Origin of the sequence: Labilithrix sp., assembly GCA_019637155.1 — a bacterium.
In the GTDB taxonomy this organism is placed as follows: Bacteria; Myxococcota_A; Polyangia; order Polyangiales; family Polyangiaceae; genus Labilithrix.
The window spans coordinates 553770-578245 of the sequence record JAHBWE010000001.1 but is presented as its reverse complement, the minus strand read 5'-3'; the positions used below and the strand labels follow the sequence as shown (position 1 = coordinate 578245).

Sequence of the window (24476 nt, the reverse complement as noted above, 5' to 3'; positions counted from 1 at the left end):
GTCCGATCGCGTAGGATGGTCCCCTCGGACCTGGGCATGAACTACCTCTACGGCGATTCGACGACCTCGCAGCTGAAGTCCAACTTCCTCGAGTTCCTTCGGGATGCGTTGGACTTCTGCGTGTTCGTGCTCCAGGCGGACGCGAAGATGAAGCAGGGGCGCGTCCAGATCCGCCACTACGGCGAGGAGGCCGAGCAGGAGACCCAGCGCCTCGAGCGCTTCATCAACGCGGTGCAGGGCACCGTCGTCACCGCGCAGAAGGGCAACCCCGAGTCGCCCACCGCGCGCACCGCCGATCGCCTGACCCAGCTCATCGCCGACACGCACCGCCAGAGCGTCGACGCGATCCGGCGCATGCTCGCCGACGCGATCGCGCGGATCGAGGCCGAGGAGAACGCGACCCGCGACGCGTGCGTGAACGCGCTCGCCCTCCTCATCGCGCCGCACGACCCGCCCGACACCGCCGCCGTCACGCGGCTCGGGCTCCTCGAGTCGGGACAGTACGACGCCACCCTCGACGGCAAGGCCGAGCCCGCGCTCGAGTGGACGCTCGAGCTCGGCATCCCCGACGGCCACGCGTGGGCGGCGCCGATGCGCATCGATCGGATCGTGCCGCACCTCGAGATCCGCGCCCCGCAGCTCGCGGGTTGGATCACGAAGGAGGTGAAGGTCAAGCCGATCCGCATCGAGCGCCACGTCGTGACGGAGATCGTCGAGAGCGAGAACAAGCTCACCTTCGAGCTGCGCACGGAGGCGACGAGCGACCTCGGGTTCGACTTCCACGTCGACTTCGAGAGCGGCAAGGTGAAGGCGACGCGCATCGGTCCGGCCGACGACGCGTCGAGCGGCGACTTCGAGCTGCAGGACGAGGACGGAGCCCTGATCAAGGACCTCGCGACGAAGCTGCGCGAGAGCCTCGCCGGCCTCGAGCGCATCCCCAACATCGTCGCTACGTTCGAAGGTGCCGATTTTCGCACCTTGCCCGAATACATCGAAATCGTCGACCGGCTCGTCGCGATGATGACGCCCATCGTCCGCGAGATCTCCGCCCGCTCGCTGACGCCGAACGAGCTCGTGCTCCGCCGCCTCCTCGGCAACGATCGGCGCGAGGAGATCTTCGTCGCGAAGGCCACCCTCCGCGAGAAGCTGAAGGAGCTCCCGACCGAAGCGCGCGCGCTCTTCGACCCGCTCCAGCTCGACCCCGCCCTCCCGCCGAAGCCCGCGCCCGCGCCGGCGCCGCCGCCGAAGGACGAGAAGCCGGCGATGCGCTCGGAGCTCCCCCCGTCGGTGCCGCCGCCCGCGCGCGCCGCCGCGCCGCCGGTGCGCATCCCCGCGCCGCCGACGATCAAGGGCCTCAGCACGACCCCGAAGTCGACCCCGCCCGCGACGCTCCCGAAGTCGACCCCGCCGGAGAAGGCGCCCGAGAAGACCCCCGAGAAGTCCGCCCCCGAAAAAGCCGCGCCCGAAAAAGCCGAGAAGACCGCGCCCGAGAAGGCGTCGGACAAGCCCGCGCCGCTCGCGTCGTCGCCGAGCGGGTCGATGCACGCGGTGAAGCCGACGCGCACGATCATGCCGTCGGGCGCCGCGGTGCCGCCGCCGGCGCAGCACTCCACCGTGCCGAACGTGCCGGCGGACGATCCCGACGAAGCTCCGCAGCTCGAGGTCGGCCCCGAGATCGAGATGTCGACCGACGGCCTCTTCGACGCGGTCCCGGAGTCGGCGCGCCAGCTCGTCACGAAGCCGGAGACCCCGCGGAACGAGGCGCTCGTCGGCGCGCTCAAGAAGATCATGACGCTGTCCAAGAACGGCCGCGGCGGCGAGGCGTACCAGGAGTACGCGACGCTCTTCGGCTCGGACGCGTTCGCCGAGTACAAGGCGGAGGACCAGCGGCAGGCGCTCCGGCTGATGGTCCTCGCCAAGAGCCACCCCGCCGACAAGGACGCCGTCCTCGCCGCGCACGAGGCCGCGCTCCCGCGCATCCAGGCCATGCTCGAGCAAGAAAAGACGGCGCCGGACCTCGAGCTCCTCGGCGTGACGCAGCTCTACCTCGGCGACGCGGACGAGGCGGCGAAGTCCTTCCAGGCCGGGCTCGACATCGAGCGGTCGCGAAATCCGCAGTCGGATCTGATCGCCAGCTTGATGCGCCGCGTTTCGCAGCTCTGATACGCTCGTTCGGTGCGCAAAGAGTTCCTCTCGATCGCGGCGCTGTCCGTCGGTCTCTTCGCGGGGCTGGGCCTCTCCATTCCTCTCGCGCGCGGTGATGCGAAGCCGCGCACGATCGGGGTCGACGAGATCAAGGACGGGATGAAGGGCTACGGCCTCACGGTGTTCAAGGGCACCGAGCCGGAGCGCTTCGATGTCGAGGTCGTCGGCGTGCTGCGGAACTTCCGGCCGTCGCAGGCGCTCATCCTCGTCAACACCAAGCACCCCCGCCTCGCGATCACGAAGAACGTGCGCGGCATGAGCGGCTCGCCAATCTACCTCGACAACGGTCGCCTCGCCGGCGCGTACGCGTACTCGTGGTCGTCGTTCCAGGTCGAGCCGATCGCGGGCGTGACGCCGATCGAGCCGATGCTCACCGAGATGAACCGCCCCATTCCGCCGGGCTTCTGGCCGCTTGAAGGCGGCGCGCCGCTGCCCGGTCGCGCGCAGCCGCCGAAGCAGAAGAAGGCCGAGAACGACACGACCGGCGACACGATGACGGCGTGGAGCGGCACGCCCGGCGCCTACGACGTCGGGGAGCACTCGCGTCAGATCGCGGCGCGCCTCGACGCGGGGCGCGATCCGTCGAGCCCCGTCCGCCGCGCGGCGACGCCGCTCATGCTCGGCGGGATGAGCGATCGCTCGATGAAGGTCGTGCGCGAGCTGTTCGAGCCGCTCGGCCTCGAGCCGATGCAGGCGGGCGGGGGCGGCGCGAAGGATCCGAACGCGCCGCTCCACTACGTCGACGGCGGCGGCGTCGGGGTCGAGATGGCGCGCGGCGACGTCTCGCTCATGGGCCTCGGCACGGTCACGCACGTCTCCGGCACGAAGCTCTGCGGCTTCGGCCACCCGATGATGGAGGCCGGCGTCACCGCGCTGCCGACCGCGATCGGCCGCGTGCACTGGATCTTCGCGAGCGAGCAGCACTCCTCCAAGATCGGCGAGGCGGCGCGCTCGCTCGGCGCGCTCGTGCAGGACCGCCAGAGCTCGATCGTCGTCGACGAAGCGAAGACCGCCCCGGTGTTCCCGCTCTCCGCGACGATCACGGGCGCGACGGGAATCCCGAAAACCGTGTGGAACACGGAAATCGCGGAGGAGCGCTTCATGAGCCCCGGCATCACCGCGTCGGTGCTCGGCTCCATCCTCGACGCGTCGGTCAACGAGCGGCGCGACGTGACGTGGAAGATCACGTCGAAGGTCACGGTCCAGAACCACGGCACGGTCGTGATCGACGACTTCGGCGTCGCGACCGGCGGGATGCCCGACGCGTCGGAGATCGGGCACGCGAAGGTCACGCGCCTGCTCGGCGACGTCCTCAACAACCCGTGGGAGCAGGTCCACATCCAGAAGGTCGAGACCACGATCGCGGTCGACTACGCGCGTGACCTCGTCCGCCTCCGCGGCGTCGACGTCCTCGATCCGGTCGTCGACGTGAACGAGAAGGTCCGCCTCCGCGTGCACCTCGTGCCGTTCGCGGGGCCGGAGCAGACGAAGGTCCTCGAGCTCACGATGCCGAGCGAGGTCGCGGGCAAGGAGGTGGAGCTCGAGATCGTCCCCGGCTACACCGTGACGCCCGACGTCGCGTCGCCGCAGGGCCTCTCCGATCTCCTCGCGAACTCGACGAAGCAGAGCCTGCTCCCGAAGAGCATCGTCGTGCAGTACCGCACGAAGAGCGTGGGCGTCGCGTACCAGGGCCACGTCGCGCAGAAGCTGCCCGCGTTCGCGGTCGACCTCCTGCGCCCGACCGCGTCGGACATCGCGCCGGACGCGTTCCCGTCGTACACCCGCACGATCACGCCGCTCGATCGCTACGTCGAAGGCAGCGACCGCGTGAAAGTCAAAGTTCGTCCGATCTACCGCTGAAAACCAATAGGATGCGCTCCATGATCGCTGCTTCGGGACCGCGGCTCGCCATCGCCGCCGTGCTTGCTTCCGCGTCTTGCCTCCTCGTCGTGAACGACGCCGGGGCGGTCGGGACGCGGACCTTCGTGCTCGATACGCACGACAAGATGTCGGGCGGTGACCTCAAGGGAGTCGCGGTCGGCTCCGACGGCAACGTGCGCGCGGGGTTCAACCTCGGCACGACGCCGATCCCCGACGCCGGCGCCGTGTTCGCGGTCGCGCAGCTCGCGGACGGCTCCACCCTGATCGGCACGAGCCCGAACGGCAAGGTCTACAAGGCGGTCGGCGAGACGGTGACGCTCTACGCCGACACCGGCGCGCTCGCGGTCACGTCGATCGTGCAGGCCAAGAACGGCGCGGTCTACGCCGGCACATTGCCGGACGGGAAGATCTTCAAGCTCTCGCAGGGCAAGGCCGAGGCGTTCGCGACGCTGCAGGACGCGCAGCACGTCTGGGCGCTCGCGGCCGACAAGACCGGCAACGGCCTCTACGCCGCGACGGGCCCGGAAGGAAAGATCTTCCACGTCGAGCCGAGCGGCACGAGCTCGGTCTACTTCCGCTCGACGGAGACGAACCTCATCTCGGTCGCGGTCGCGCCGAACGGCGACGTGTACGCGGGGTCGAGCCCGCACGCGCAGCTCTACAAGATCACGGGGCCGGGGCGCGCGACGGTGATCGGCGACCTGCCGGGCGAGGAGACGAAGGCGCTCGCGGTCGCGGCGGACGGCACGCTCTGGGTCGTCACGAACGAAGGGGTCGAGCCGCCGGAGCCGCCGAAGCGCCCCGCCACCGCGGGCCGCGCGCCGCCGGGCCCTTCGTCGAGCGCGAAGAGCAAGCCGGGCAAGGGCCACCTGTTCCGCTACGACACGCAAGGCCGCTCCGAGCGGATGATGAAGCACGACGACACGCATTACATGTCGCTCGCGCTCGACGAGAAGGGCCAGCCGTACGTCGGCACCGGCGCGGAGGGCCGCGTGTACACCGTCGGCGACGCGCACACGGTCACGCTCGTCGCCGACACGGACGAGCGTCAGGTCGCCGCGCTGCTCGTGGGCCAGAGCGGCAAGAGCGGCGTCGTCCTCTCGAGCGATCCGCCGGTGCTCCACCGCATCCTCGGCAAGGGCGGCGCGGACGCAGTGTGGACGAGCAAGGTGCTCGACGCGACGCTGCGCGCGCACTTCGGCACGATCTCGTGGCGCTCGAGCGGCCCCGTCGAGATCAGCTACCGCACCGGCGGCAGCGGCCTCCCCGACGCGACGTGGAGCGGCTGGTCGAACCCGATCACGGGCCCGACGCCGATGAAGGTGAGCGCGCGCTACGTGCAGGTCCGCGCCCGCTTCAACAAGGACCCGAACGCGTCGCTCGCGGAGGTCTCGATCCCGTTCGTGACCGACAACGCGCGCCCCGTCGTCACGGAGGTGAACGCGGCGCCGAAGGCGGCCCCGACGAAGGAGCCGGCGAAGGAGGTCCCCGCGAGCGGGGGCGAGCCGCCGAAGCGCGACGCGATCGTGAAGCTCTCGTGGAAGGTCGACAACCAGGACAACGACCCGCTCCGCTACCGCGTGACATTCAAGAAGGAGGGTCACACCGAGTGGCGCGACGCGCTCCGCCCCGACGAGGTCCACACGAAGACGGAGCTCGAGTGGGACACGGGCACGCTGCCGGAGGGCAAGTACCGTGTGCGGATCGAGGCGAGCGACGAGCTCGCGAACCCGCCCGAGAACGTGCAGAAGCACGCGCTCGAGTCCGACACGGTGACGGTCGACAACACGCCGCCGCGCATCGATCAGATCACGCTGACGGGACGGAAGCTCCGCCTCCACGTCGTCGACGGCACCTCGCCGATCTCGCGCGTGGAGCTCTCGATCGACGGCAAGCCCGACTGGCGCCCGCTCTCGGCGCAGGACGGCATCTACGACACGACCGACGAGCACGTCGACACGGACGTCGCAGCGCTGGTACCGCCGGGCTCACACATCGTCGTCGTCCGCGCCTTCGACACAGCAGGAAACTCCACCACCCGCGACGTCGAGGCAAAGTAGGAGAGGCTGGCTCGGCGATCCTCAGCCCTTGGGGGCTCCCCCTCTCGGGGGGCCCGGGGGCGCGGAGCGCGTCTCCGCGCGACGGCCCCCGGCGGGAGAGCTCGAGAGGGCAGAGCCCTCTCGAACAAGAGAGCCCTGCCTAGCCCCTGACTTCGGTGTCATAGCTAGTGGCCCCTCGCCGATGGGGCGCGTGGGATTTTCGTGGGCGGCACGGGGCGTGTATCCTTTCTGATCGTTACCGTCGTGTTGCGGCGCTTCCTTCTTCCTGTCTTCTTCTTGGCTCTGCCGTTCGGAGCCGCGGCCGCGGCGTGCGGTGTGAACGAGGCGAGCAGCATGCTCGACACGGGCGCGGGGTCGCCGACGGAGCAGCTCGGCGAAGAGCCGGGGACCATCGACGACGGCGCCGACGCGGCGGGCGTGACGAAGGTGATCTCGGGCAGCCCGCTCTGCGGCGACGTCACGACGAGCTGCTCTCCGGACGAGGACGGCGCGCAGGCTCCGACGAAGGGCGCGTGCGCGTTCGACGGCGGAGCGGCGAGCTTGGTCGACGCGAGCGAGCCGGCGCAGGCGTGTCGGATCGTGAAGAACGTGAGCGCGCAGAGCAGCGCCGCGACGGCGTGCACGCCGGCGAGCGCGGACGTGAAGGGCGTCGACGGCGTCGCGTGCAAGAGCGCGAACGACTGCGCGCCGGGCTTCGACTGCGTCGACGGCGAGAGCGGCGCGGTGTGCCGCCGCTACTGCTGCGGCCACACGTGCGAGGGCGTCGATTCGCAGAACGGCGGCCCGACCTTCTGCGACGTGCAGCCGGTCGTGCGCCCGACGCCGGCGCCGACGCCGGAGGAGCAGGTGAAGGCGCCCGTCTGCATGCCGATCAAGGCGTGCACGCTCCTCGAGCCGGGCGGCTGCGGTCGCAAGGAGAGCTGCGCGGTCGTGACGCCGAAGGGCGACACGGGCTGCGTCTCGACCGACACGCAGCAAGCGGGCGAGTCCTGCGAGGCGAAGCACTGCGCCGAGGGCCTCACGTGCCTCGGCTCCCCGGGCGACCGCACCTGCTACAAGCTTTGCCGCATGACCGACGGCGCCGCCTGCGGCCCGACGCAGAAGTGCACCACCGGCGCCACGTTCAAGGGGACGAACTACGGCGTCTGCCGCGATTGAGCGCGCGACGAGGGCCGGGAGCGCCGCGTGAGTCCGCGTCGAGCAGCGGCGTGCGCGGTGGGCGCGGCGCTCGCGGTCGCGGCGCTGTGGTTCGTCGCGCGCGCGCGGCCGGCGCCGCCGCTCCCGCTCCGCGAGTCCACCATCGCCGTGCGCGTCACGCGGCACGATGCCTACGGCGCGCCGGGCACGCCGGTGGCGATCCGCGATCGTGCGCAGGTACGAGCGCTCGTCGACGCCCTCGGCGCCGACACGCAGCCGCCGCTCGCGTGCCCCGCCGACTACGCGACCGCGGAGATCGGCCTCCTCCTCACGGGCGCCGACGTCTATGCGCGCCGCAACGTCTACGTCTGGTCCCTCGCGCACGAGCCACACGTCGTGATCGTCGAAACCTCGGGCTGCCGCGGCGGGCCCGCCGCCGACGCGACCGCGCTCCGCGATGCGCTCGTCACCCACGACGCCGCGCGGTGAGCGACGAGCTCACGCTCGAGCGTCTTCTTCGGCGGCGACGGCGACGAGATCGTCGAATCGTGCGAGGAGCGCGGGAGCGTTGCTTTGGAGGTACGCACGGCAGGACTCGACATCGAGTCACTGGCCCCTGGCCTGGCCCGGTCTGGCCCGGGCCATAGGGTCACGCGGGGCAACTGCGCGGAATGGCTCGCGCGTGGTCTTGGCTGCGCGCTTGCTTGTCGGCGGGGGATGGATGCGCTCGCGGAAGAGTCGGTGAGGGATCTCGTGGCGGTGGTGGCGCGGCGGGGGGCGCGTACGTTGCTCGAACGGGCCGGTGGGCTCGAGCGGCTCGCGCGGGCGGAGGCGTTCGAGATCGCGGCGCACCTCGAGGGGCGCGATCCCGACACGCGGGAGGCGGGGGCGACGATCGCGGAGCCGGGTCCGAAGGCGATGGCGGCGGCGCGCGCGATCGCGGCGGCGTTCGAGCTCGGGCGGCGCGTGGAGCGGGCGCGCGCGACGGCGGGCGTGCGCGTGTTCGACAGCGGCGCGCTCGTGCGGTGGGCGACGCCGCGGCTCGGGTCGCTCGCGCACGAAGAGGTGTGGCTGCTCGCGCTCGACGGGAACATGCACCTCCGCGCGGCGCGGTGCGTGGCGCGCGGCGGGCTCCACGGCGCGGCGATGCGCGCGGCGGACCCGGTCCGCGCCGCGATCCGGCTCGACGCGAGCGCGTTCCTCCTCGTGCACAACCATCCGAGCGGCGATCCGACGCCGAGCGCGGAGGACATCGCCGCGACGCGGCGCATCGCGGCGGTGGCGGCGATCGCAGACATCCCGCTGCTCGACCACGTCGTCATCGCGCGGAGCGGCCACGTGAGCATCGAGATCGAGGAGGTGCTGATCCGCGAGGCCGGATGACGGCGCTCGCGCTCGCGCTCGCCTCAGCGCGGGTGGCAGCGGCCGATGAAACCGCAATGGATCGACTCACACTTCTCGATCTCGACGCGGGGGAACGCGTCGCGCCAGCGCGCGCGCACGAGCGTGCTGCCGAGGCGGGCGATGCGGGCGCGCACGTCGGCCTCGGGTGGCAGCTCGCGCCACGCGGGCTCGCCGTCGCCGCCGCCGAGGAACGCGAGGCCGGCGCGGAGGCGCGTCGCCTCGGGGTAGCGCGCGCGCGCGGCGAGGGCGTAGACGTCGAGCTGGAACGCATACGACTCCGTGCGGCCGCTGCGCGCGCTCTTGTAGTCGACGACGTCGACCGCGCCGTCGGGCCAGAGCACGACGAGGTCCATGCTCCCCCGCAGCGTGACCGCGCGGCCCTCGGCGTCGAGGACCGGAAGGACGAACGCGACCTCGCGCTCGACGAGGGCGTCGTTCTCGGCGACGGCGCGGGCGTAGCGCGTGCCCGTGAAGCGGAGGACGCGCGCCGCGATCGCGTCGTGCTGCGGGTGCTCCGGCGGCACGCCGATGCTCGCCAGGACGCGGGTGACGGCCTCGTCCGCGGCGGCCGCGCCGAAGGCCTCGCGCGGGAGACGCTCGAGGACCTCGTGCGCGATCGTGCCCTGCGCGCGGGCGTCGAGCGCGCCCTCCGCGCTCTCGCCGCGGGCGCCGCGCGCGTGCTCGGGCAGACCGAGGAGATGCACGAGCTCGAAGCGGCGACCACAGTGCTCGAAGTCGGCGAGCGCGGTCGGCGCGATGGGGAGGACCTGCCAGCGCGGCTCGCGCGACGGCGCGGGGCCCGCGGCGACGGAGTCGGAGGTGAAGTCCGCGGGCGCGGCGGCGGCGTCGCGGATCGCCGGCGCCGGCACCTCGACGTCGCGGACCGCGAGGAGATCGGCGCTCAGGTCCTCGAGCACGCCGAGCGTGACGGAGCCCATGTCGAGGTCCTTGGTCGTGGAGCGGCCGCCGACGAAGAACATCTCCTCGGCCGCGCGCGTCACCGCGACGTACGCGAGGCGCTGCCGCTCCGCGCGCTCGCGGCGGCGCGCGAGGGCGTGGGCGCGCGCGTAGGAGGGCGGCTCGAGCACCATGCCGCTCTCGTCGGCGACGCGCACGGAGAGCACGTTCGGCGCGTCGCCCGCGCCGAGGGCGATGCGCGCGACGTTCTTGTCCGCGCGCGGAAGCCCCGCGCCGATCTCGGGGATGAAGACGACCGGGAAATCGAGGCCCTTGCTCGCGTGGACGGTGAGGAGGCGGACCGCGTCGTCGTCCTCGGAGAACGTCGCCGCCTCGGACTCCGCGACGTCTTGCTCCTTCGCGTCGTCGAGCCACGCGCGGAAGGCGCGCGGATCGGCGTGTTTGTCGGCGAGGGCGAGGAGCTTCCGTACGTTCGCGACGCGCTGCTCGCCGCGCGGAAGGGAGGCGAGCAACGACTCGAGGTCCGTCGCCGCGATCGCCTCGCGCAGGATCGTGCCGGGACCGAGGCGGCCCGCGGCGCGCTCGAGCGACGCGACGAGGCGCGCGGTCCGATCGAGCGCGGCGCGGTCCTCGGCGCGGACGAGCGCGGGGGTCGGGGGCGCGGACCACCGCGACGGATGGACGAGGCCCTTGCCCGGCTCGACGAGGGCGAGCAGCGTCTCGTCGTGGACGCCGGTCCACGGTCCGCGCAGCACCTCGAGCATCGCGATGCGATCGCGCGGGTCGAGCACGAACGCGAGCATCGCGGCGAGGTCCGCGACCTCGCGCGCGCGGAAGAAGCCCTTGCCCGCGACGACGTACGGGATGTCCGCCTGCGCGAGCGCGAACGAGACCGCGTCGAGCATGCCGTTCGTCGTCGCGAGGACGGCGATGTCGCGGAGCGCGCGCCCGGCGTCGCGGAGGCGCGGCACCTCCGCCGCGATGACGAGCGCCTCCTCGAGCCGCGTGGAGGTCGCGCCTTTCGGCTGCACGCGGAGCCAGGTGACGGGCGGGGCGGCGGGGACGGCGGCGGCCGGCGCGTTCGCGCGCTCGGGCGGGACGAGGAGGTCCTCCGTCTCCGGCACGTAGGCGATCTCGAAGAGCTCCGGCGGCGGATCGCCTGGGACGAAGCGGCGCGCGCTGAACGCGTTCGCGAACGCGAGGATCGCGGGGACGCTCCGGCGGTTGTGACGGAGCGCGTGGAAGTCGGCGATCGGCTCCTTCGGCTCCCACGTGACGCCGGGCGGAATGCCGAGCGCCTCACGCGCCGCGGTCCCGGCGAGGCCGACCGCGAGCTCCGCGAACACGCCGACGTCGGCGCCGCGGAACCCGTAGATCGACTGCTTGCGATCGCCGACGACGAGGAGACCGCCGGGGCGGAGCGCCGAGAGCGGCGGCACCTCCCCCGCGGGCGGCCGCGCCTCGCTGCGCGCCCACAAGAGCTGGAGCAGATCGCGCTGCACGCGCGACGTGTCCTGGAACTCGTCGACGAGGAGCGCGTCGATGCCGGCGGCGACCTCCTCCGCGACGTCGGGGCGGCTCGTGAGGAGCGAGCGCGCCGCGCGCAGCACCTCGCCGAAGCCGAGCACCGCGCGCGTGCGCCCTGCTCGCTCGATGTCGGCCTCCGCCTCGGCGAGGACGTCGCGCACCAGCGCGGCGTGCGACGCGAACGCGTGCCGCGATCGCCACGCGCGCGCGAGCCGGCGACCGCGGTCGGCGTGGTTCACGCCGGGCAGCTCGTCGCGGAAGACGAAGAACGACTCGAGCTCCGGCGTCTTCGCGCCGCGCGCGGCGAGCCCGGTGAGCGCGGAGGCCGCGGCCTCGATCGCCGTTTCATCGTTTTTGCCGAATGCGTGAAGGAGCGCGGACGCGGGCTCCGCCGTCTTGGGATGCCCGGCGACCGCGCGCGCGTGATGGATGAGGAGGTCCATCTCGCGTTCGACCGTCGCGGCGTCGGTGGGATCGAGGACGAGCTCGCGGGCGGAGCGGCCGTCCTCTTCGAGCTGCGCGAGCACGCGGCGGAGCCCGAAGACGAGGCGGTCGATGCCGCCCGCCGCTTCGGCGAGGACGCGGAGCGCGTCGGCGTCGCGATCGAGCCGGCGCTCGAGCGCGCGGGCGATCGCGTCGTCGGCGCGCGCGCGCGTGTCGGCCTCGGGCGCGAGCTCGAAGCCGGGGCCGAGGCCGATCTCGACGGCGTACCGCTGCACGATGCCGGTCGCGAAGCTGTGCAGCGTGCCGAAGCGCGCGTGCGGGAGCCGCGCGAGCGCCTTTCGCGCGCGCTTGCTCAGCTCCGCGTCTCCGCCGCGCCCGCCGATCGCGTCCTTCAGGCCCGTCGCATAGAACGAGGAGGCCGGCGTCAGGACGAGCTTCTCGACCTCGCTCGCGACGCGGGCGCGGATCTCGGCCGCCGCCTTCCGGCTGAACGTCGTCGCGACGATGCGCGCGGGATCGACCGCGCCGCCGGCCCGCCCGCCGAGCAACAAGTGCAGCACGACGCCGACGAGCGCATGCGTCTTCCCCGTACCCGCGCTCGCAGCGAGCACGAGGTTCCGCGGCATCTCGTAGAGCGACCTCACGCCGGCGCTCCGTCGTCGAGCAGCTCGTCCTCGGGCGACATCGCGAAGCGGGGCTTGCGGCAGCCGCCGCTCATGCTGCAGTGGGTGCACTCGGACTCGCGGATCGGGATCGGCGTGAAGCGCCCCCGACGCGCGGCCACCGCGAGGCTGACGACGCGCTCCTCGATCGCGGAGAGCGCGGACGGCGCGGCGGGCCGGGCGGCGGCGAGCTCGGCGACGCGATCGTCCTTCACGCGCGGCGTCGCGGGCGTCGTCGCGAGATCGCGCGGTTGGGTGGGGAGGTAGAGACCCGTCGCCGGCAGGCCGAGGTTCCGCGCGCCGATCGCGGCGTAGAGCGGGACCTGGATCGCCGCCTCGCCGAGCGACGTCATCGACGCCTGCGCGGTGCTCTTGCTCCGCTTGTAGTCGATGACGCGGACGCGCGCGCCGTCGTGCTGGCGGTCGACGCGATCGACGGAGCCGCGCAGCCAGAGCACCCCGCCCGCGTCGAACGGCGGCCACGCCTCTTGCGCCCCGCGCGAGCGCGTCGAGCCGAAGGTCTGCTCTGCGAGGGCGAAGTCCCATGTCTCCTCTTCGAGCGCGCGCGTCAGCACCGCGCGCACGGACTCGCGGATGCGGAGCCGCACGATCGCGCGGAGCGGCGCGTGACCGGCCGCGAGCGCGAGCGCGTCCTCCGCCGCGGCGAGGCCCTTCGCGAGGACGCGCGCCGGATCGCGCGGGCGGAGCGGCCACTCCACGCGCGTCGCGAGGAACGCCGCCGCGAGCGCGGCGTGACCGAGGTTGCCCTCCTCCCTCGCGTCGGGCAGCTCCTGTTGCTCCTCCCCTTCCCGCGCCGCGAGCACCGCGTGCGCGTATCCCTTGAAGGCGCACTGCGCGAAGCGCTCGATCGACGTCACCGCGAGCGGCCGCTCGCGCAGGAGCCCCGTCTCGGGGCCGACGACACCCGCGATCGCGTCGCTCGCGCTCAGCGCGCCGACGACGTCCGACTCGGGGCGCCGCGGATCGAGGAAGAACCCCTCGCGCCTCCGCTCGCGCTCGGCGCGCCGCGCGACGTCGGCGGTGCGGGCCGCGGGCGGCGGCGGGTCCGCCGCGATCGCCGCCGCGCCCGCGCGCAGCGCCGCGACGACGACCCGCGCGGGCGTGGCCGGCGCGTCGCTGCCGTCCTCCGCCGTCGTGACGAGGAGCACGCTCCGCGCCTCCGCGACGCAGGTCGCGAGCGCGGCGAGGTCGCGCGCGGCGTGCTCACCCGCGTCGCGTCTCATCTTCACGCGCTCCTCGAGCGACTCGGTGACGAGCGAGAGCGGGCGGGCGTCGCGCGGGAGGACGCCGTCGTTGGCGTCGAGGACGACGAGGAGATCGAGCTCGTCGCCCGCGACGTCGGCGAGGCGCGTGACGCGGACCGCGGCGGCGCGGCCGGCGCCGGGGAGCTGCGCCGACGCGTCGAGCAGCTCGCCGAGCTCGAGGAGGAACACCTCCGCGTCGATCGGGCGCGCGCTCGAAGCGGCCGCGGTCTCGTACGCGTCGAGCGCGTCTTCGAGGACCTCCCACGCCCGCACGTCGCGCGCGACCGCGAGGCGCTCGGCGCGATCGACGCCCGACGGCGCCTCGTCCCGCGCGAAGGTGCCGAGCGCGCCGCGCCCCGCCCGCGCGGCGATGCCGAGCTCGTGGAACAAGCGCCGCGCGGCGCGCACGCGTTCGATGCGCGTCTTCGCGTCGCGCTCGAACAACGAGACTTGCTCGAAGAGCGAGACGATGCGGCGCGCCGCGTCGTCTCCGCCCGCGGTCGCGATCAGGCGCTCCGACGCCGTCGCGCCGGGCGCGGTCGCGTGCGTCTCGAGCGCGCGCGCGATGCGATCGAGCACGCGCTCCGCCTCGCGGAAGGAGAGCTCCTCGTCCCCGAGCGCGCGCGGCGCGTCGACGTAGCCCGAGCGCAAGACGCGCGCGACGGCGACGCGGTCCTTCGACTCCGCCGCCGCGAGCGCGGCGAGCGCCGCCGCGACGACGGGCACCGCGCTCGGCGGCGGCCCCAGCGCGTCGTGAAACACGATCCCACGCGCCCCGAGCTCACGCCGCAGCGGCCGCAACGTCCGCTCGTCCCGCACCGGATACGCGATCACGACGCGCTCCACCCGCGCCCCACCGTCCAGCGCCTCCGCGACCGCGCGCGCGACGAGGCGCGCCTGCTCCGAGGCGTCCGCGGCCTTGCCGACGCGCACCGTCTCCGCCGACGCCGGCGGGACGCTCGCGAGATCGCCGAGGACGGCGGGGATCACCTCCGTCTCCGGCGCGGCCTCGAGGTGCTTCAGCACGACGTCGGCGATGACCTCGAGCGGGTCGCGTTCGCGCGCGCCCTCGAGCTTCTTGTCGAACCAGGGCAACACGACACGCGCGTCGCCGAGGACGTCGTCGAGCGCGCGCCACCACGCGAGGTCGTGCGGATCCCACGCGAGGAGCCAGCGCGCACGCAGCGACGACGCGCCGATCGCCTCGGCCACCGTGCTCCGCCCCGCCGCGCGGATCGCGGCGGCGAGATCGAACCCGAGCAGCCGCCCGTCGCGCGCCGGCGCGAGCCCGCGATCGAGCGCGCGCATCGCCGCCACGAGCGTGCGCGCGCGCGCGGCCGCGACCCCTGCTCCCCGCGCGGCGCGATCGAGCTGCGCCTCCCCCACCCCGCGCGCACGCAGCGCCCCGATCGCGTCGTCGATCGCGGCCACCGCGCGCACCCACGACGGGCCGCGGAGCTCTGCGAGGAGCGGATCCGGCGCGGCGCCGGCGGCGAAGAGGTCGAGCTGCGTCCCGCGCGCCTCCTCGATCGCGACGCCGAGCGTGAGGCGCGCCGCGCGCGGATCGGCGAAGCGCACGTCGGGCAGGAGCGCCGCGGCGAGCCGCGCGCGCAAGGACGAGCGCGTCTCCGCACGCTCCCCCGCCCGCGCGAGCCGCTCGACGTGGCGCTCGGCGGGGACGACGTAGAGCGTGGTCACCGCGCTCTACTTCGCCGGGACGCGGAGCGGGATCGCGAGCACGTCGTCGAACGACTTCTTGTCGTAGAGGTAGCCGTACGCGGCGACGCTCGAGAGGACGCGCTTGATGTAGTTCCGCGTCTCTTCGTAGCCGACGTTCTCGACGAAGAGGTCGAGGTCGTCCGACTGCCGGCTCCGCATCCAGCGATCGACCGCGCCGGAGCCGCCGTTGTACGCGCCGATCGCGAGCGCGTCGTGACCGTGCCGCGTGCGGAGGCCGGCGAGGAGCTTCGTGCCGAGCGCGATCGAGACCTCGGGCTGCTTCAGCGACGCCTCGTCGCTCCCGAAGCCGGTGCCGACCGCGACGAGCTTCGCCGTCGGGATGATGAGCTGCATGAGGCCGTACGCGGCGGCCGGGCTCCGCGCGTCCGCGACGAAGCTCGACTCCTCGCGCATGATGCCCCACGCGATCGACTGCGGGAGCGTGTGCTGCGTGCACGACTTCGTGACGAGCGGCTCGAACGCGCGCGGATACGCGGTCTCCCACTCCGTCCGCCACTTCGCCTCGGGCCAGTGCTCGAGGTGATCGGTGAGGCGCCCGCGCGAGAAGACGTGCCCGAGCTCGGGGTGCCCCGCTTGATTGTAGAGTACACCGATCGCCCAGACCGCCTCGGGGTCGGCCCCCTCCGCGGTGGCGCCGGAGGCCTTGACCTCGGCGCGCGCGGAGTCGAGGTCGTCGACCTCGAGCAGGCGCACCGCGCGGAGGACGCCGGGCGAGGCGAGGATCGGGAGCTCCTTCGACGGGAACCCGCCGGCGGCGGCCTTGTCCTTGCCGATCGACTCGTCGAGGACCTTCGCCGCGAGCGCGGGATCGGCGGCGCGGAGCTGCGCGTGCGCCATCAACATGTAGAAGGAGAGCGGGTGCTTCTCCACGACGTGGCGCCAGCGCGCGCGCGCTCCTTCCGCGTCGCCGGTCATCGCCGCGACGCGGCCGCGGAAGTACTCCGCGCGCCCCGCCGTCGCCCAGTGGCGATCGTCGGGCGCGATCTCGAGGATGCGATCGAGATCGCCCTTCGCCGTCGCCCAGTCGCCCTTCGACATGCGCCCGAGCGCGGCGCGGAAGAGCGCCTCCGTGCGCATGTCGCCCGACGGATAAGCGTCGGGCAGCGTGCGGAGCATCTCCTCGGACCTGTCCGCCTCGCCGCTCTGCGCGACGAGGAGCGCGGCGCGGAACCGGGCGTCGTCGGCGAGGCGGTGCGACGGGAACTTCTCCTCGACCTTCGCGTACCACTCGATCGCGGTCCTCGACTCCTTGCTCGTGCGCGCCTTCGCGCCGGCATAGAGCGCGGTGACGAGCTCGGGCTCCTTCTCACACGCGGCGATCGCGTCGCTCCACACGTCGGACTTCGGCGACTTCTTCGTGCCCGCGTTCGCGCGCGTGAGCGCGGCCTTACAGCTCTGCTTCGCCGGCTTCCCGATCCCGCTCGCGATCTCGAACGCTTTCGTCGGTTCCCCCGTATCGAGGTACGCCTGCGCCTGCCGCTGCCGCTCGATCTCGCTCAGCGCCTCTTTGACGTTCGGGTCCTTCGGCTTGAAGGCGGCGACCGCGCGGAGGCGCGCGGCGGTCGCGCCCGCGCTCTCGGCGAGCTTCGGCGCCTCGACGACGACGCGCGTCGCGAGGTCGTACGCCTCGCGCGCGTGGGACTCGGGCGGTCCGTCGACGCCGTCGAGGAGCGCGGTCGCGATGCGGACCGACGTGTCGACCCAGCGCGAGCCGTGCGGGTTCGCGGCGAGCCACGCGCGCCAGAGCGGGAGCGCGCCCGCGCGATCGCCCTTCGCCGCGAGCGACTCGGCGATCACCATCTTCACTTCGTCGGCGAGGACGGTGTGGTCCGCGGGCACCGCCTTCGCGCGCGCGATCGCGTCGTCGGCGCGCCCCGATCGCGCGAGCGCCTGCGCGTGTCGCAGCGTCGCGTAGCCGGCGAGCGGACACGCGGGCGCGGACGCGCGCTCGAACGCCGGGAGCGCATCCGCGGTCGCGTTGCCCGCGACGTAGAGCCGGCCTTCGAGGAAGTCCCACGCGCAGGCGTCCGCGGCGGCGAGATCGGCCGGCAGCGCTTCACGCACCGCCTTCGCCGCGCCGACGTAGTCCTTCAGCCGCTCGAGCGCGCGCGCGCCCTGGAGCCGCTGATCGTCGAGGAGGACCTTCACCGCCGGCAGCGTCATCGCGCCCGGCGCGGGCGCCGGGGTCTTCGCGCTGTCGCTCGCGACCGGCGTGGTGAGCGGAGGCGCGACGTTCGAACCGCTGCGGCATGCAGCGAGCGCGAGCAGCGCGACGATACCCAGATGCGAAACCTTCACCCGCGGACTCCCCTCGTTGGACGGAACGCTTCTTCCGCTTGCTCCTCTTCGGCGGCAAGCACCTTCTTCTCGTGACGGGCACGAAAGCGCGCCTCGTCCTTGGCGACCACGTCGCGATCGGCGAGGGCGCCCGCGAGCTCCGTGCGCGCGCCGTCCTCCGCGGTGCGCGCCTCCACCGCGCGCCGGCCGGCCACATCGACCGTACGCGTCAGGTCGGCGAGCCGGGCTTGTGCTCCGATCTCCCACGCCTGCCCCCGCGCCAGGTCGACGGCGCGGAGCTCGCCCTGATCGAGGAGGTCGGCCTCCTCTGCGCGCACCGCGGCGTCGGCCGACTCGGCCTCACGCTTCGTCGCCTCCGCGCGCTCTTTCGCGAGCTCCGCGGTCTCCCGCGCGCGCACCGCTCCGCCGAGCTCGGCCGTGCGGTCGCGGGCCGCGCGCTCACGGTGCTCGAGGAGCGGTTTCAGCGGGTATTTCGGGCTCGCCATCCTTCTCCGACGCGCTCGCGGAGCATACCGCGAAACGCGCTATCTTGAACGCTCCGGATGCGCATCGGCTTCACGGATCCGCAGGGCCTCAAGCGATGGCGAGTCGCGCCATACCTCTTGCCGCTGCTCGCCTTCCTCGCGGTGTTCCTCCCGATCGAGAGCGACGTGTACGGCGCGTCGATGCTGTTCTTCTCGGCGCTGCTCTTCAACCTCGTCGGCATGATCCCCTGGCAGCAGCAGACGCCGAGGAACGCCGAGCTCGAGTGCGGCGCCGGGTACATCGAGATCAAGAAGGCGGGCACACGCAACCAGCGCATCCACGCGAAGGACATCACCGGCGGGACGAGCGCGCGGACGAAGAAGGGCTTCGTCTTCACGATGCAGCTCCGCGGCCGGAACCAGCCCGTCACGCTCGAGCTCGCGAGCGAAGAGGAGCTCACGCGCGTCCGGCACGCGCTCGGCATCGGCCACGGCGGCTTCGGGACCGTCGCGTGGGCGACGCAGAGCGACTCGAACAGCCGCACCTCCTTCGTCGGCCGCTTCATGGCCGCCGGCTCCTCGGCGCTGATGATGCTGTGCCTGCTCGGGATGGACAACCGCGACGCCGCGATCGGGCTATGCAGCATGCTCGGCATCCTCGGCGCCATCGGCGGGCTCATCGGCTTCTTCGGCCTCTTCTCGCGGCCGCCCGATCCGACCGTGGTCATGGCGTGGGACGGCCTGAAGCTGAAGTCGGTCGGCGGCTGGTTCGCGCTCCCCTACAACATGCTCGCGCAGGTCGACGACACGGCGAACCACGTCGTCTTCCGTCTCCCGCCGCCGCATCATCCCGTCGCGGTGGAGCGCTCGAGCCCGCTCATGGGTGGCCTCTCGGACGCGGATCGCAAGGTCCTCACCGCGCAGGTGAGCTCCGCCGCGCAGCGAGCGCGCGGCCTCGGCCCGCAGAAGGACGACGTGCGCGGCCGCATCGAGCAGCTCCGTCGCAAGGGCGAGAGCCCGCGCGACTGGCTCGTCCGCCTCGACATGGCGGGTCAGACGCTCGCCTCGGGCGCGGGGTACCGCGGCCACACGCTCGATCCGGAGGACCTCTGGGCGATCCTCGAAGACCCGGAGGCGGAGGCGGAGCTGCGCGCCGCCGCCGCGCGCGTGCTCCGTCACTCGCCGAAGCCGGAGGCGCGCGTGCGCATCGACGCCGCCGTCGCCGCGGTGCGCGACGACGCGACGAAGAGCCGCCTCCGCATCGCGACCCGCGACGACCTCGACGGCGCGAGCCAGGAGCTAGCCTTCCTCGACGCGACCGAGCGCACGAACGCCCCGCAGCATCAACACGTCATGTACCCGCCGACCTACTCGCGCTGACTCGACGGCTTCTTCTTCGGCCGCTTCGGAGGCCTGCCGTCGACGTCGCGCTCGACCACGTAGCCCGTCACCTCCGGACGTCGGGTCGCGCGCGTGAAGCGCATGACGGGCGGCTCCGGCGCCGTCCTCTTCGTCGGGCGTCCCGGCGCTCGTTTCGTCACGGTCGTGGGCGGGCGGAACAGCTCAATGATCGGGACGTCGAGCGCGACCGCGAGCCCGACGAGCGTATGGACCGTCGTGTTCGCGCCGGCCTCGATGCGGCGAAGATCGCGCGTGTCGATACCGGTCAGCTCGGCGAGGGCGTCTTGGGTCAGGCCACGCTGCCGTCGTAGCTCGATGAGGCGCTGACCGAGGTCTCGACACACCCGGTCGCGCATCTCCATCCGTGCGGACGTCCGGACGTGCGCGCATCACGAAACAGGGGATAGAATCTCCGGTTGTTCGGAGGTCACGTGCGGACGAGAGTGGGCGCAGAGTGAGCGGGAGGGAGGGGCTCGAGGACGCGGTCCGCGCTCGCGTCGGGACGACGCTGTGCGGCGGGAAGTATCGTGTCGAGCACGTCCTCGGGATCGGCGGAATGGCGGCGGTCTATGCAGGCGTGCATCGGAACGGCCATCGCGTAGCGATGAAGCTGCTCCATCCCGCGCTCACGATGCGGAGCGACATCCGCAAGCGCTTCCTCCGCGAGGGGCAGGCCGCGAACGCGGTGAACCACCCGGGCGCGGTGGCGGTGATCGACGACGACGTCGCCGAGGACGGCGCGGCCTTCATCGTGATGGAGCGACTCGACGGTGAGTCGGTCGAGAGCCTGTGGGCGCGGCTCGGGCAGCGCCTGCCGATCGGCTTCGTGCTCGCCCTCGCGCGCGAGCTCTGCGGCGTGCTCGCCGCGGCGCACCGTGCCGGGATCATCCATCGCGATCTCAAGCCGGAGAACCTCTTCCTCACGAGCGACGGAAGGCTGAAGGTGCTGGACTTCGGGCTCGCGCAGCTGCGCGACGCGACGCGGCCGAAGGAGACGCACACCGGGATGGTGTTCGGCACGCCGGCGTTCATGCCGCCGGAGCAGGCGAGCGGGCGCACGAGCCAGGTCGACGCGCGGAGCGACCTGTGGGCCGTCGGCGCGACGATGTTCACGCTCCTCTCCGGGGCGATGGTGCACGAGGGCGAGACGGCGCAGCACTTCGTGATGCTCTCGGCGATGGAGCAGGCGCGCTCGCTCGCGACGGTCCTCCCGCACGCGCACCCGGAGCTGGTCGCGCTCGTCGATCGCGCCCTGAGCCGAAAAAAGGACGCCCGCTGGCCCGACGCCGACGCGATGCGCGACGCGATCTGCGCGACGAGCCACGCGCTCCTCGGAGACCGAGAGCCCAAGCTCTCGACACCGGAGGCGCTCGCAAACGACGTCCTCGCGGCACGAGAGCGGGCGCACGCGCGCGCGGCAACAGCGGACGCCTCCGCAGACGAGACCACGCGGAAGCGCACGGCAGCGCGCGATCAGGTGGGCGAGGACACCGAGATCGGGATCCCGCGCATCGCTGCGATCGGCGCGGACACGGACGCCGACGAGGACGAAGACGAAGACGCCACGCGCATCGATCGCGACCTCGACCTCGACCTGGCCCCGACGCCCGTTCCCGCGCCCGCCGGCACCGACAGCTCTGCGCCGCCGACGGAGCCGCGACGCGTGGCCACCCGACTCCCGGAGGCCGCGGTCTCGAACGCGCCGCCCACGCCTCATCCGCGCGCCGACGAGCTCGACGAGCCCGAGACGCAGGTGCGGGAGTACCCCGAGCTCCCGACCACTCCGCGCGCGCCGCTCGCTCCTCCGCGCGCGAAGCCCGCGTTCGACGAGACGGTCCAGCTCAAGACGCAGCTCCACGCGTTCCGCTCACTCGAGAGCGGACCTCGTCAGGCCGCGCCGCCGGTATCGCCTTCGACCCCACGGTTACGCCGTCCCGCACCGAGCGCGCCGGCGCTTCCGCGGATACCGATGGACCGCCCAAGCCACCCGGGACATCACGCCCCGCACGCGCGGAGCGAAGGGCGAACGGCATATACGCTTCGAAAGAGCGCGACATCCTATTTGCCCTATTTGCCATACGTCATCGCCGCCGCCCTCTTGGCGCTCACGCCCATCGGCTATTGCGTTGGCCAAAACATCCGCGCAACGCAACGCCCTGCCACGTCGCCGGCCGTGTCCGTCGCTCCGCCTGTCAGCAACGCGAGCGCCACGATCCCATCCATCAAACCAGCTCCCGAGCCCGACGCGTCGGCGACCGTGGAACGTAGTGCGCCGTCAGCATCGTCGCCATTGCCCGTCGCTGCGCCGCCGACGAGCGGTCCGGCGATCCCGAAGACCAGGCTGGATTGCACGTCACCTTTCTTCGTGGATGCGCAGGGAGTGAAACGCCCCAGGTTGGAGTGCTTCGATCCGCCCGCGAGCAACCCCTACATCCCCGAGTCCCGGTTCTAGCCTCCGCCGAGGACACGCCGCGCGAACGACTGGACCTCTGCGGCGTCGGCTCGGAGGGCGCTCGCTGCGCGTTCGACGCGCGACGCGAAGTCCTGGTCGTCGAGATCGGGCGGAAGATCGATGTCGGACGGGGTCGGGCGCCAGATACGCTCGGATCCGCTCCGAGGCCGCGCGCAAGCGGCGTCGACGAGCGCATACTCGGGTGGCGGGAGCGCGAATCCACTCACGCCTACGGAACAGAGCGGGAGGATGACCTGGAACCATCGACGAGGGCGCCCGGCGGCTACGATGCCGTCCATCTTCGGCAGCGTGTGCGCCGTCGGTCGAATCGGAATCGCGAGCTCGATGAGATGCGGACGCTGGCTCGTCCAGCCGTGCTGGTGCAGGGCAAAGGCTCCGACGGCGACGACAGGTAGCCGAACCCGCTTGTGAACGGCTTCGTGAATGCGAGCGCTCGGCCCGTCCGGATCGACGATGAGATTGAAGAAGACGCCGGCGCGCGGGCCCAGAGGAACCACGAGCTTTCGCTTCGTCCAACGCGAGCAGTAGATCGAAGCGTACTCGCGAGCGAGGCCGAGGTTGGCTTCGACGTCACGCAGGTCGAAGACCGCGGGGAGCCCGCGCAGCGTCTCGAACGAGCTTCGACGCTCGATCACGCCGTCCCCGCAACGATCAGGGCTCGGGCGCGCTCGATCTCGCGCGTCGCGCTCGCCAGCGCTTCGCCGAACAGTCCGGCCTCTCGGTATCGAGAGAAGAGCGACGGCGGAAACCAACGGCTCATGTCCGCTTCGAACGAGCTCACGTCCGTCAACGCACCGCTCGCGACGACCGCTCCGAGCCCTCGGCCGACGTCTTCGAGCGTCTTGCCGTAGAGCCCCGCGCTTACCTCGAGAGCTTCGAGTCGATCCTGATCGGAGAGGTCCTCTTGCCCCCCCAAACGGCGAGCGATCCACCACAAGTCATAGGCATCACGCCATTTGAGCTCGCCCCTCGTCGCGACCGCCTTGATCTTGTCGGCCCACGCGGACACGAGCTCGGGCACCGGGATCGGCGTCGTGACCGCCACGACCCCCTTCGTGCTCGGGAGCTCGTGCGTGGCGCGATATGCTTCGAGCGCTCCGGCGCGCGTGACGAAGAACTCGACCTTGACCATGACGGTGTTGCGACGAGCCGGATGGCTCCACACGACTTGCCAGGTCACGACCTCCTTCCCACGCGGGCCTTTGAGCGCGACGACCCCGTCGGGGTAGTGAAGGCTCATCGCCAGATCGAGCTTGGCTCGTAGCTTCTGCATCGTCGCGCCGAGACGTGAGGTGGCGCGCTCGTCCACCATGAAGTCGAGGTCCTCGCTGAAGCGAGGCGAGCCGCGAATCAACGCCAGCGACGTCCCACCGTGAAAGATGGCCATCGGAGCCAGCCAGCGCGTCGCCCGAAAGAGCTCGTCGAGCACGACGGCATGAAGCGCCGAGGCGATCTCGAACTGTTGAGTCTTGGTCAGCGCGGTCGGCCGGGCCCCCGTGGACGACCCTTTCATATACTAAAATGTATACCTAAAGACGGCCCTTGCAAGCGCAGCTTGCAAAGAGCCGTCTTTACCCGGCGCTCGTTTTCCGGCGGGCGCGGCGGCGCGGGGCACCGATGAGCGTCGCTCGCTGGTCCGGAGTCGTACGGTACGTGCCCTCCGTCGCTGCCGGCGCGAGCGTTCCGACTCGCACGAGGTCGGCGAGCTCGCCCATCGTCACGCCCGCGTTCGCGAGCTCGGCGAGCGTGATCCGCGCGGTCATCGTGCGCGGCAGCGTCGGCTCCGCCGGCTCCGCGGCGACGGGACTCGCGACGACCTTTCGACGCCGGCGTCCGCCTGCGCTCCTCGTTGCGAGCTCGGTCCCGCCTTCGTCCATGTCGATGCCGAAGACGTCGCCCAGGCTCGTGGCGTCGAGCGTGCGTCCCTGCGCGCTCGGCGCCGCCGCGGCGCGCGCGACGGCGGCGGTCGAGAGGAGCTCGGAGGGATCCACCGCGCGAAGACGAAAGAGGAGATCCGGCTGCACGTCGAGGCGGGCGCCGACGCCGTACATCACGGCGGCGACGTGCTTGCACATCGTGGCCCAGTCGGGGCACGAGCACGTAAGGCGGATCTCCTGCGGGCTCGGGAAGAGACCGCGCTCGCGGCAGCACACCGCCTCCATCACCTCGCGTGGCATCTTTCCGCGAAGGAGCTCGACGAGGGACCCCACCTGCCCCGAGCAGCGCTCGACGACGGACCTCCAGCGCGCCTTCGGGAGCGTCTTGATCGCGATCGTCACGGTGTACGTGTCGCTCCCGCGGACGATCGCCTCGACCTTACCTTCGAGGACCTCGAGGTGGAGGACGGAGCCGTTGCGGACGTAGCTGCGGCCGCGCGGCAGGCGACTCTCGTAGTCGCTGTACGACTCGAGGTTCGTGCACCAGGCCTTGCCCCAGAACGTCGCGGCGATCTTGGTACCCTCGATCGCGATCGGCGTGACGACGCGGCCCTGCTTGCGAAGGTGCGCGATCTCCTTGTTCGCTTCCACGCGACGCTTGGCGACGGGGACGTAAGGACGCCAGCTCGATCCGTACCAACCTCGTGCCATGACCTACTC

At 72.3% G+C, this 24476-nt stretch carries 15 protein-coding genes; 8 read left to right on the top strand and 7 right to left on the bottom strand.

Annotation, left to right across the window (positions count from 1 at the left end):
• Positions 1–15: 15 nt before the first annotated feature.
• From KF837_02490 to KF837_02465, 6 genes are all read left to right on the top strand, one after another.
• Complete coding sequence (locus KF837_02490) at positions 16–2163, top strand: hypothetical protein (GenBank protein MBX3226147.1); 2148 nt, start codon at positions 16–18, stop codon at positions 2161–2163.
• Positions 2164–2175: 12 nt separating this feature from the next.
• Positions 2176–4065, top strand: coding sequence for a hypothetical protein (locus KF837_02485; protein ID MBX3226146.1), 1890 nt, complete (start codon positions 2176–2178; stop codon positions 4063–4065).
• An 11-nt stretch (positions 4066–4076) separates the two neighbouring features.
• Positions 4077–6146: a hypothetical protein gene (locus KF837_02480; GenBank protein ID MBX3226145.1), complete on the top strand. Its 2070-nt coding sequence runs from the start codon at positions 4077–4079 to the stop codon at positions 6144–6146.
• Positions 6147–6389: 243 nt separating this feature from the next.
• The gene (locus tag KF837_02475) at positions 6390–7304 is read left to right on the top strand and encodes a hypothetical protein (protein MBX3226144.1); all 915 of its coding nucleotides are present in this window, start codon (positions 6390–6392) and stop codon (positions 7302–7304) included.
• A gap of 27 nt (positions 7305–7331) precedes the next feature.
• The gene (locus KF837_02470) at positions 7332–7772 is read left to right on the top strand and encodes a hypothetical protein (GenBank protein ID MBX3226143.1); all 441 of its coding nucleotides are present in this window, start codon (positions 7332–7334) and stop codon (positions 7770–7772) included.
• Between the two features lie 228 nt (positions 7773–8000).
• Positions 8001–8666: a DNA repair protein gene (locus KF837_02465; GenBank protein MBX3226142.1), complete on the top strand. Its 666-nt coding sequence runs from the start codon at positions 8001–8003 to the stop codon at positions 8664–8666.
• Between the two features lie 23 nt (positions 8667–8689).
• On the opposite strand, the gene KF837_02460 is transcribed toward KF837_02465, so the two are convergent.
• Genes KF837_02460 through KF837_02445 form a run of 4 tightly spaced genes read right to left on the bottom strand, consistent with a single transcriptional unit; the run spans position 8690 to position 18026 of the window.
• The gene (locus KF837_02460; GenBank protein ID MBX3226141.1) at positions 8690–12220 is read right to left on the bottom strand and encodes a UvrD-helicase domain-containing protein; all 3531 of its coding nucleotides are present in this window, start codon (positions 12218–12220) and stop codon (positions 8690–8692) included.
• Entirely contained in the window at positions 12217–15201 is a 2985-nt protein-coding gene (locus KF837_02455) for a PD-(D/E)XK nuclease family protein (GenBank protein MBX3226140.1), read from the bottom strand. Before KF837_02455 ends, KF837_02460 begins: the two co-directional genes overlap by 4 nt.
• A gap of 6 nt (positions 15202–15207) precedes the next feature.
• The gene (locus tag KF837_02450; protein MBX3226139.1) at positions 15208–17541 is read right to left on the bottom strand and encodes a lytic transglycosylase domain-containing protein; all 2334 of its coding nucleotides are present in this window, start codon (positions 17539–17541) and stop codon (positions 15208–15210) included.
• Positions 17538–18026, bottom strand: coding sequence for a hypothetical protein (locus KF837_02445; GenBank protein MBX3226138.1), 489 nt, complete (start codon positions 18024–18026; stop codon positions 17538–17540). The genes KF837_02450 and KF837_02445 overlap by 4 nt, the downstream gene beginning before the upstream one ends.
• Positions 18027–18083: 57 nt before the next feature.
• Here KF837_02445 and KF837_02440 point away from each other — a divergent pair, with 57 nt between their 5' ends.
• Positions 18084–19385 carry a hypothetical protein gene (locus tag KF837_02440; GenBank protein MBX3226137.1) on the top strand — a complete coding sequence of 434 codons (1302 nt, stop codon included), beginning with the start codon at positions 18084–18086 and terminating at the stop codon, positions 19383–19385.
• On the opposite strand, the gene KF837_02435 is transcribed toward KF837_02440, so the two are convergent.
• Entirely contained in the window at positions 19373–19750 is a 378-nt protein-coding gene (locus tag KF837_02435; protein ID MBX3226136.1) for a helix-turn-helix transcriptional regulator, read from the bottom strand. The two genes, KF837_02440 and KF837_02435, sit on opposite strands and share 13 nt — an antisense overlap.
• A 110-nt stretch (positions 19751–19860) precedes the next feature.
• Between KF837_02435 and KF837_02430 the strand changes: the two genes are divergently transcribed.
• The gene (locus KF837_02430) at positions 19861–21858 is read left to right on the top strand and encodes a protein kinase (GenBank protein MBX3226135.1); all 1998 of its coding nucleotides are present in this window, start codon (positions 19861–19863) and stop codon (positions 21856–21858) included.
• Positions 21859–22510: 652 nt separating this feature from the next.
• On the opposite strand, the gene KF837_02425 is transcribed toward KF837_02430, so the two are convergent.
• Together KF837_02425 and KF837_02420 are read right to left on the bottom strand one after the other, a co-directional pair.
• On the bottom strand, positions 22511–23266 hold the full coding sequence (locus tag KF837_02425; GenBank protein ID MBX3226134.1) for a nucleotidyl transferase AbiEii/AbiGii toxin family protein: 756 nt from the start codon (positions 23264–23266) through the stop codon (positions 22511–22513).
• Between the two features lie 184 nt (positions 23267–23450).
• Positions 23451–24467, bottom strand: coding sequence for an SWIM zinc finger family protein (locus KF837_02420; protein MBX3226133.1), 1017 nt, complete (start codon positions 24465–24467; stop codon positions 23451–23453).
• Between the last annotated feature and the right edge of the window lie 9 nt (positions 24468–24476).

What these genes read in the sequence shown, in the direction of transcription:
- KF837_02480 (MBX3226145.1), top strand. Translation starts at nt 4,077, where the DNA reads ATGCGCTCCATGATCGCTGCTTCGGGACCGCGGCTCGCCATCGCCGCC.
- KF837_02490 (MBX3226147.1), top strand. Translation starts at nt 16, where the DNA reads ATGGTCCCCTCGGACCTGGGCATGAACTACCTCTACGGCGATTCGACG.
- KF837_02420 (MBX3226133.1), bottom strand. Translation starts at nt 24,467, where the DNA reads ATGGCACGAGGTTGGTACGGATCGAGCTGGCGTCCTTACGTCCCCGTC.
- KF837_02425 (MBX3226134.1), bottom strand. Translation starts at nt 23,266, where the DNA reads ATGGCCATCTTTCACGGTGGGACGTCGCTGGCGTTGATTCGCGGCTCG.
- KF837_02440 (MBX3226137.1), top strand. Translation starts at nt 18,084, where the DNA reads ATGCGCATCGGCTTCACGGATCCGCAGGGCCTCAAGCGATGGCGAGTC.
- KF837_02465 (MBX3226142.1), top strand. Translation starts at nt 8,001, where the DNA reads ATGGATGCGCTCGCGGAAGAGTCGGTGAGGGATCTCGTGGCGGTGGTG.
- KF837_02445 (MBX3226138.1), bottom strand. Translation starts at nt 18,026, where the DNA reads ATGGCGAGCCCGAAATACCCGCTGAAACCGCTCCTCGAGCACCGTGAG.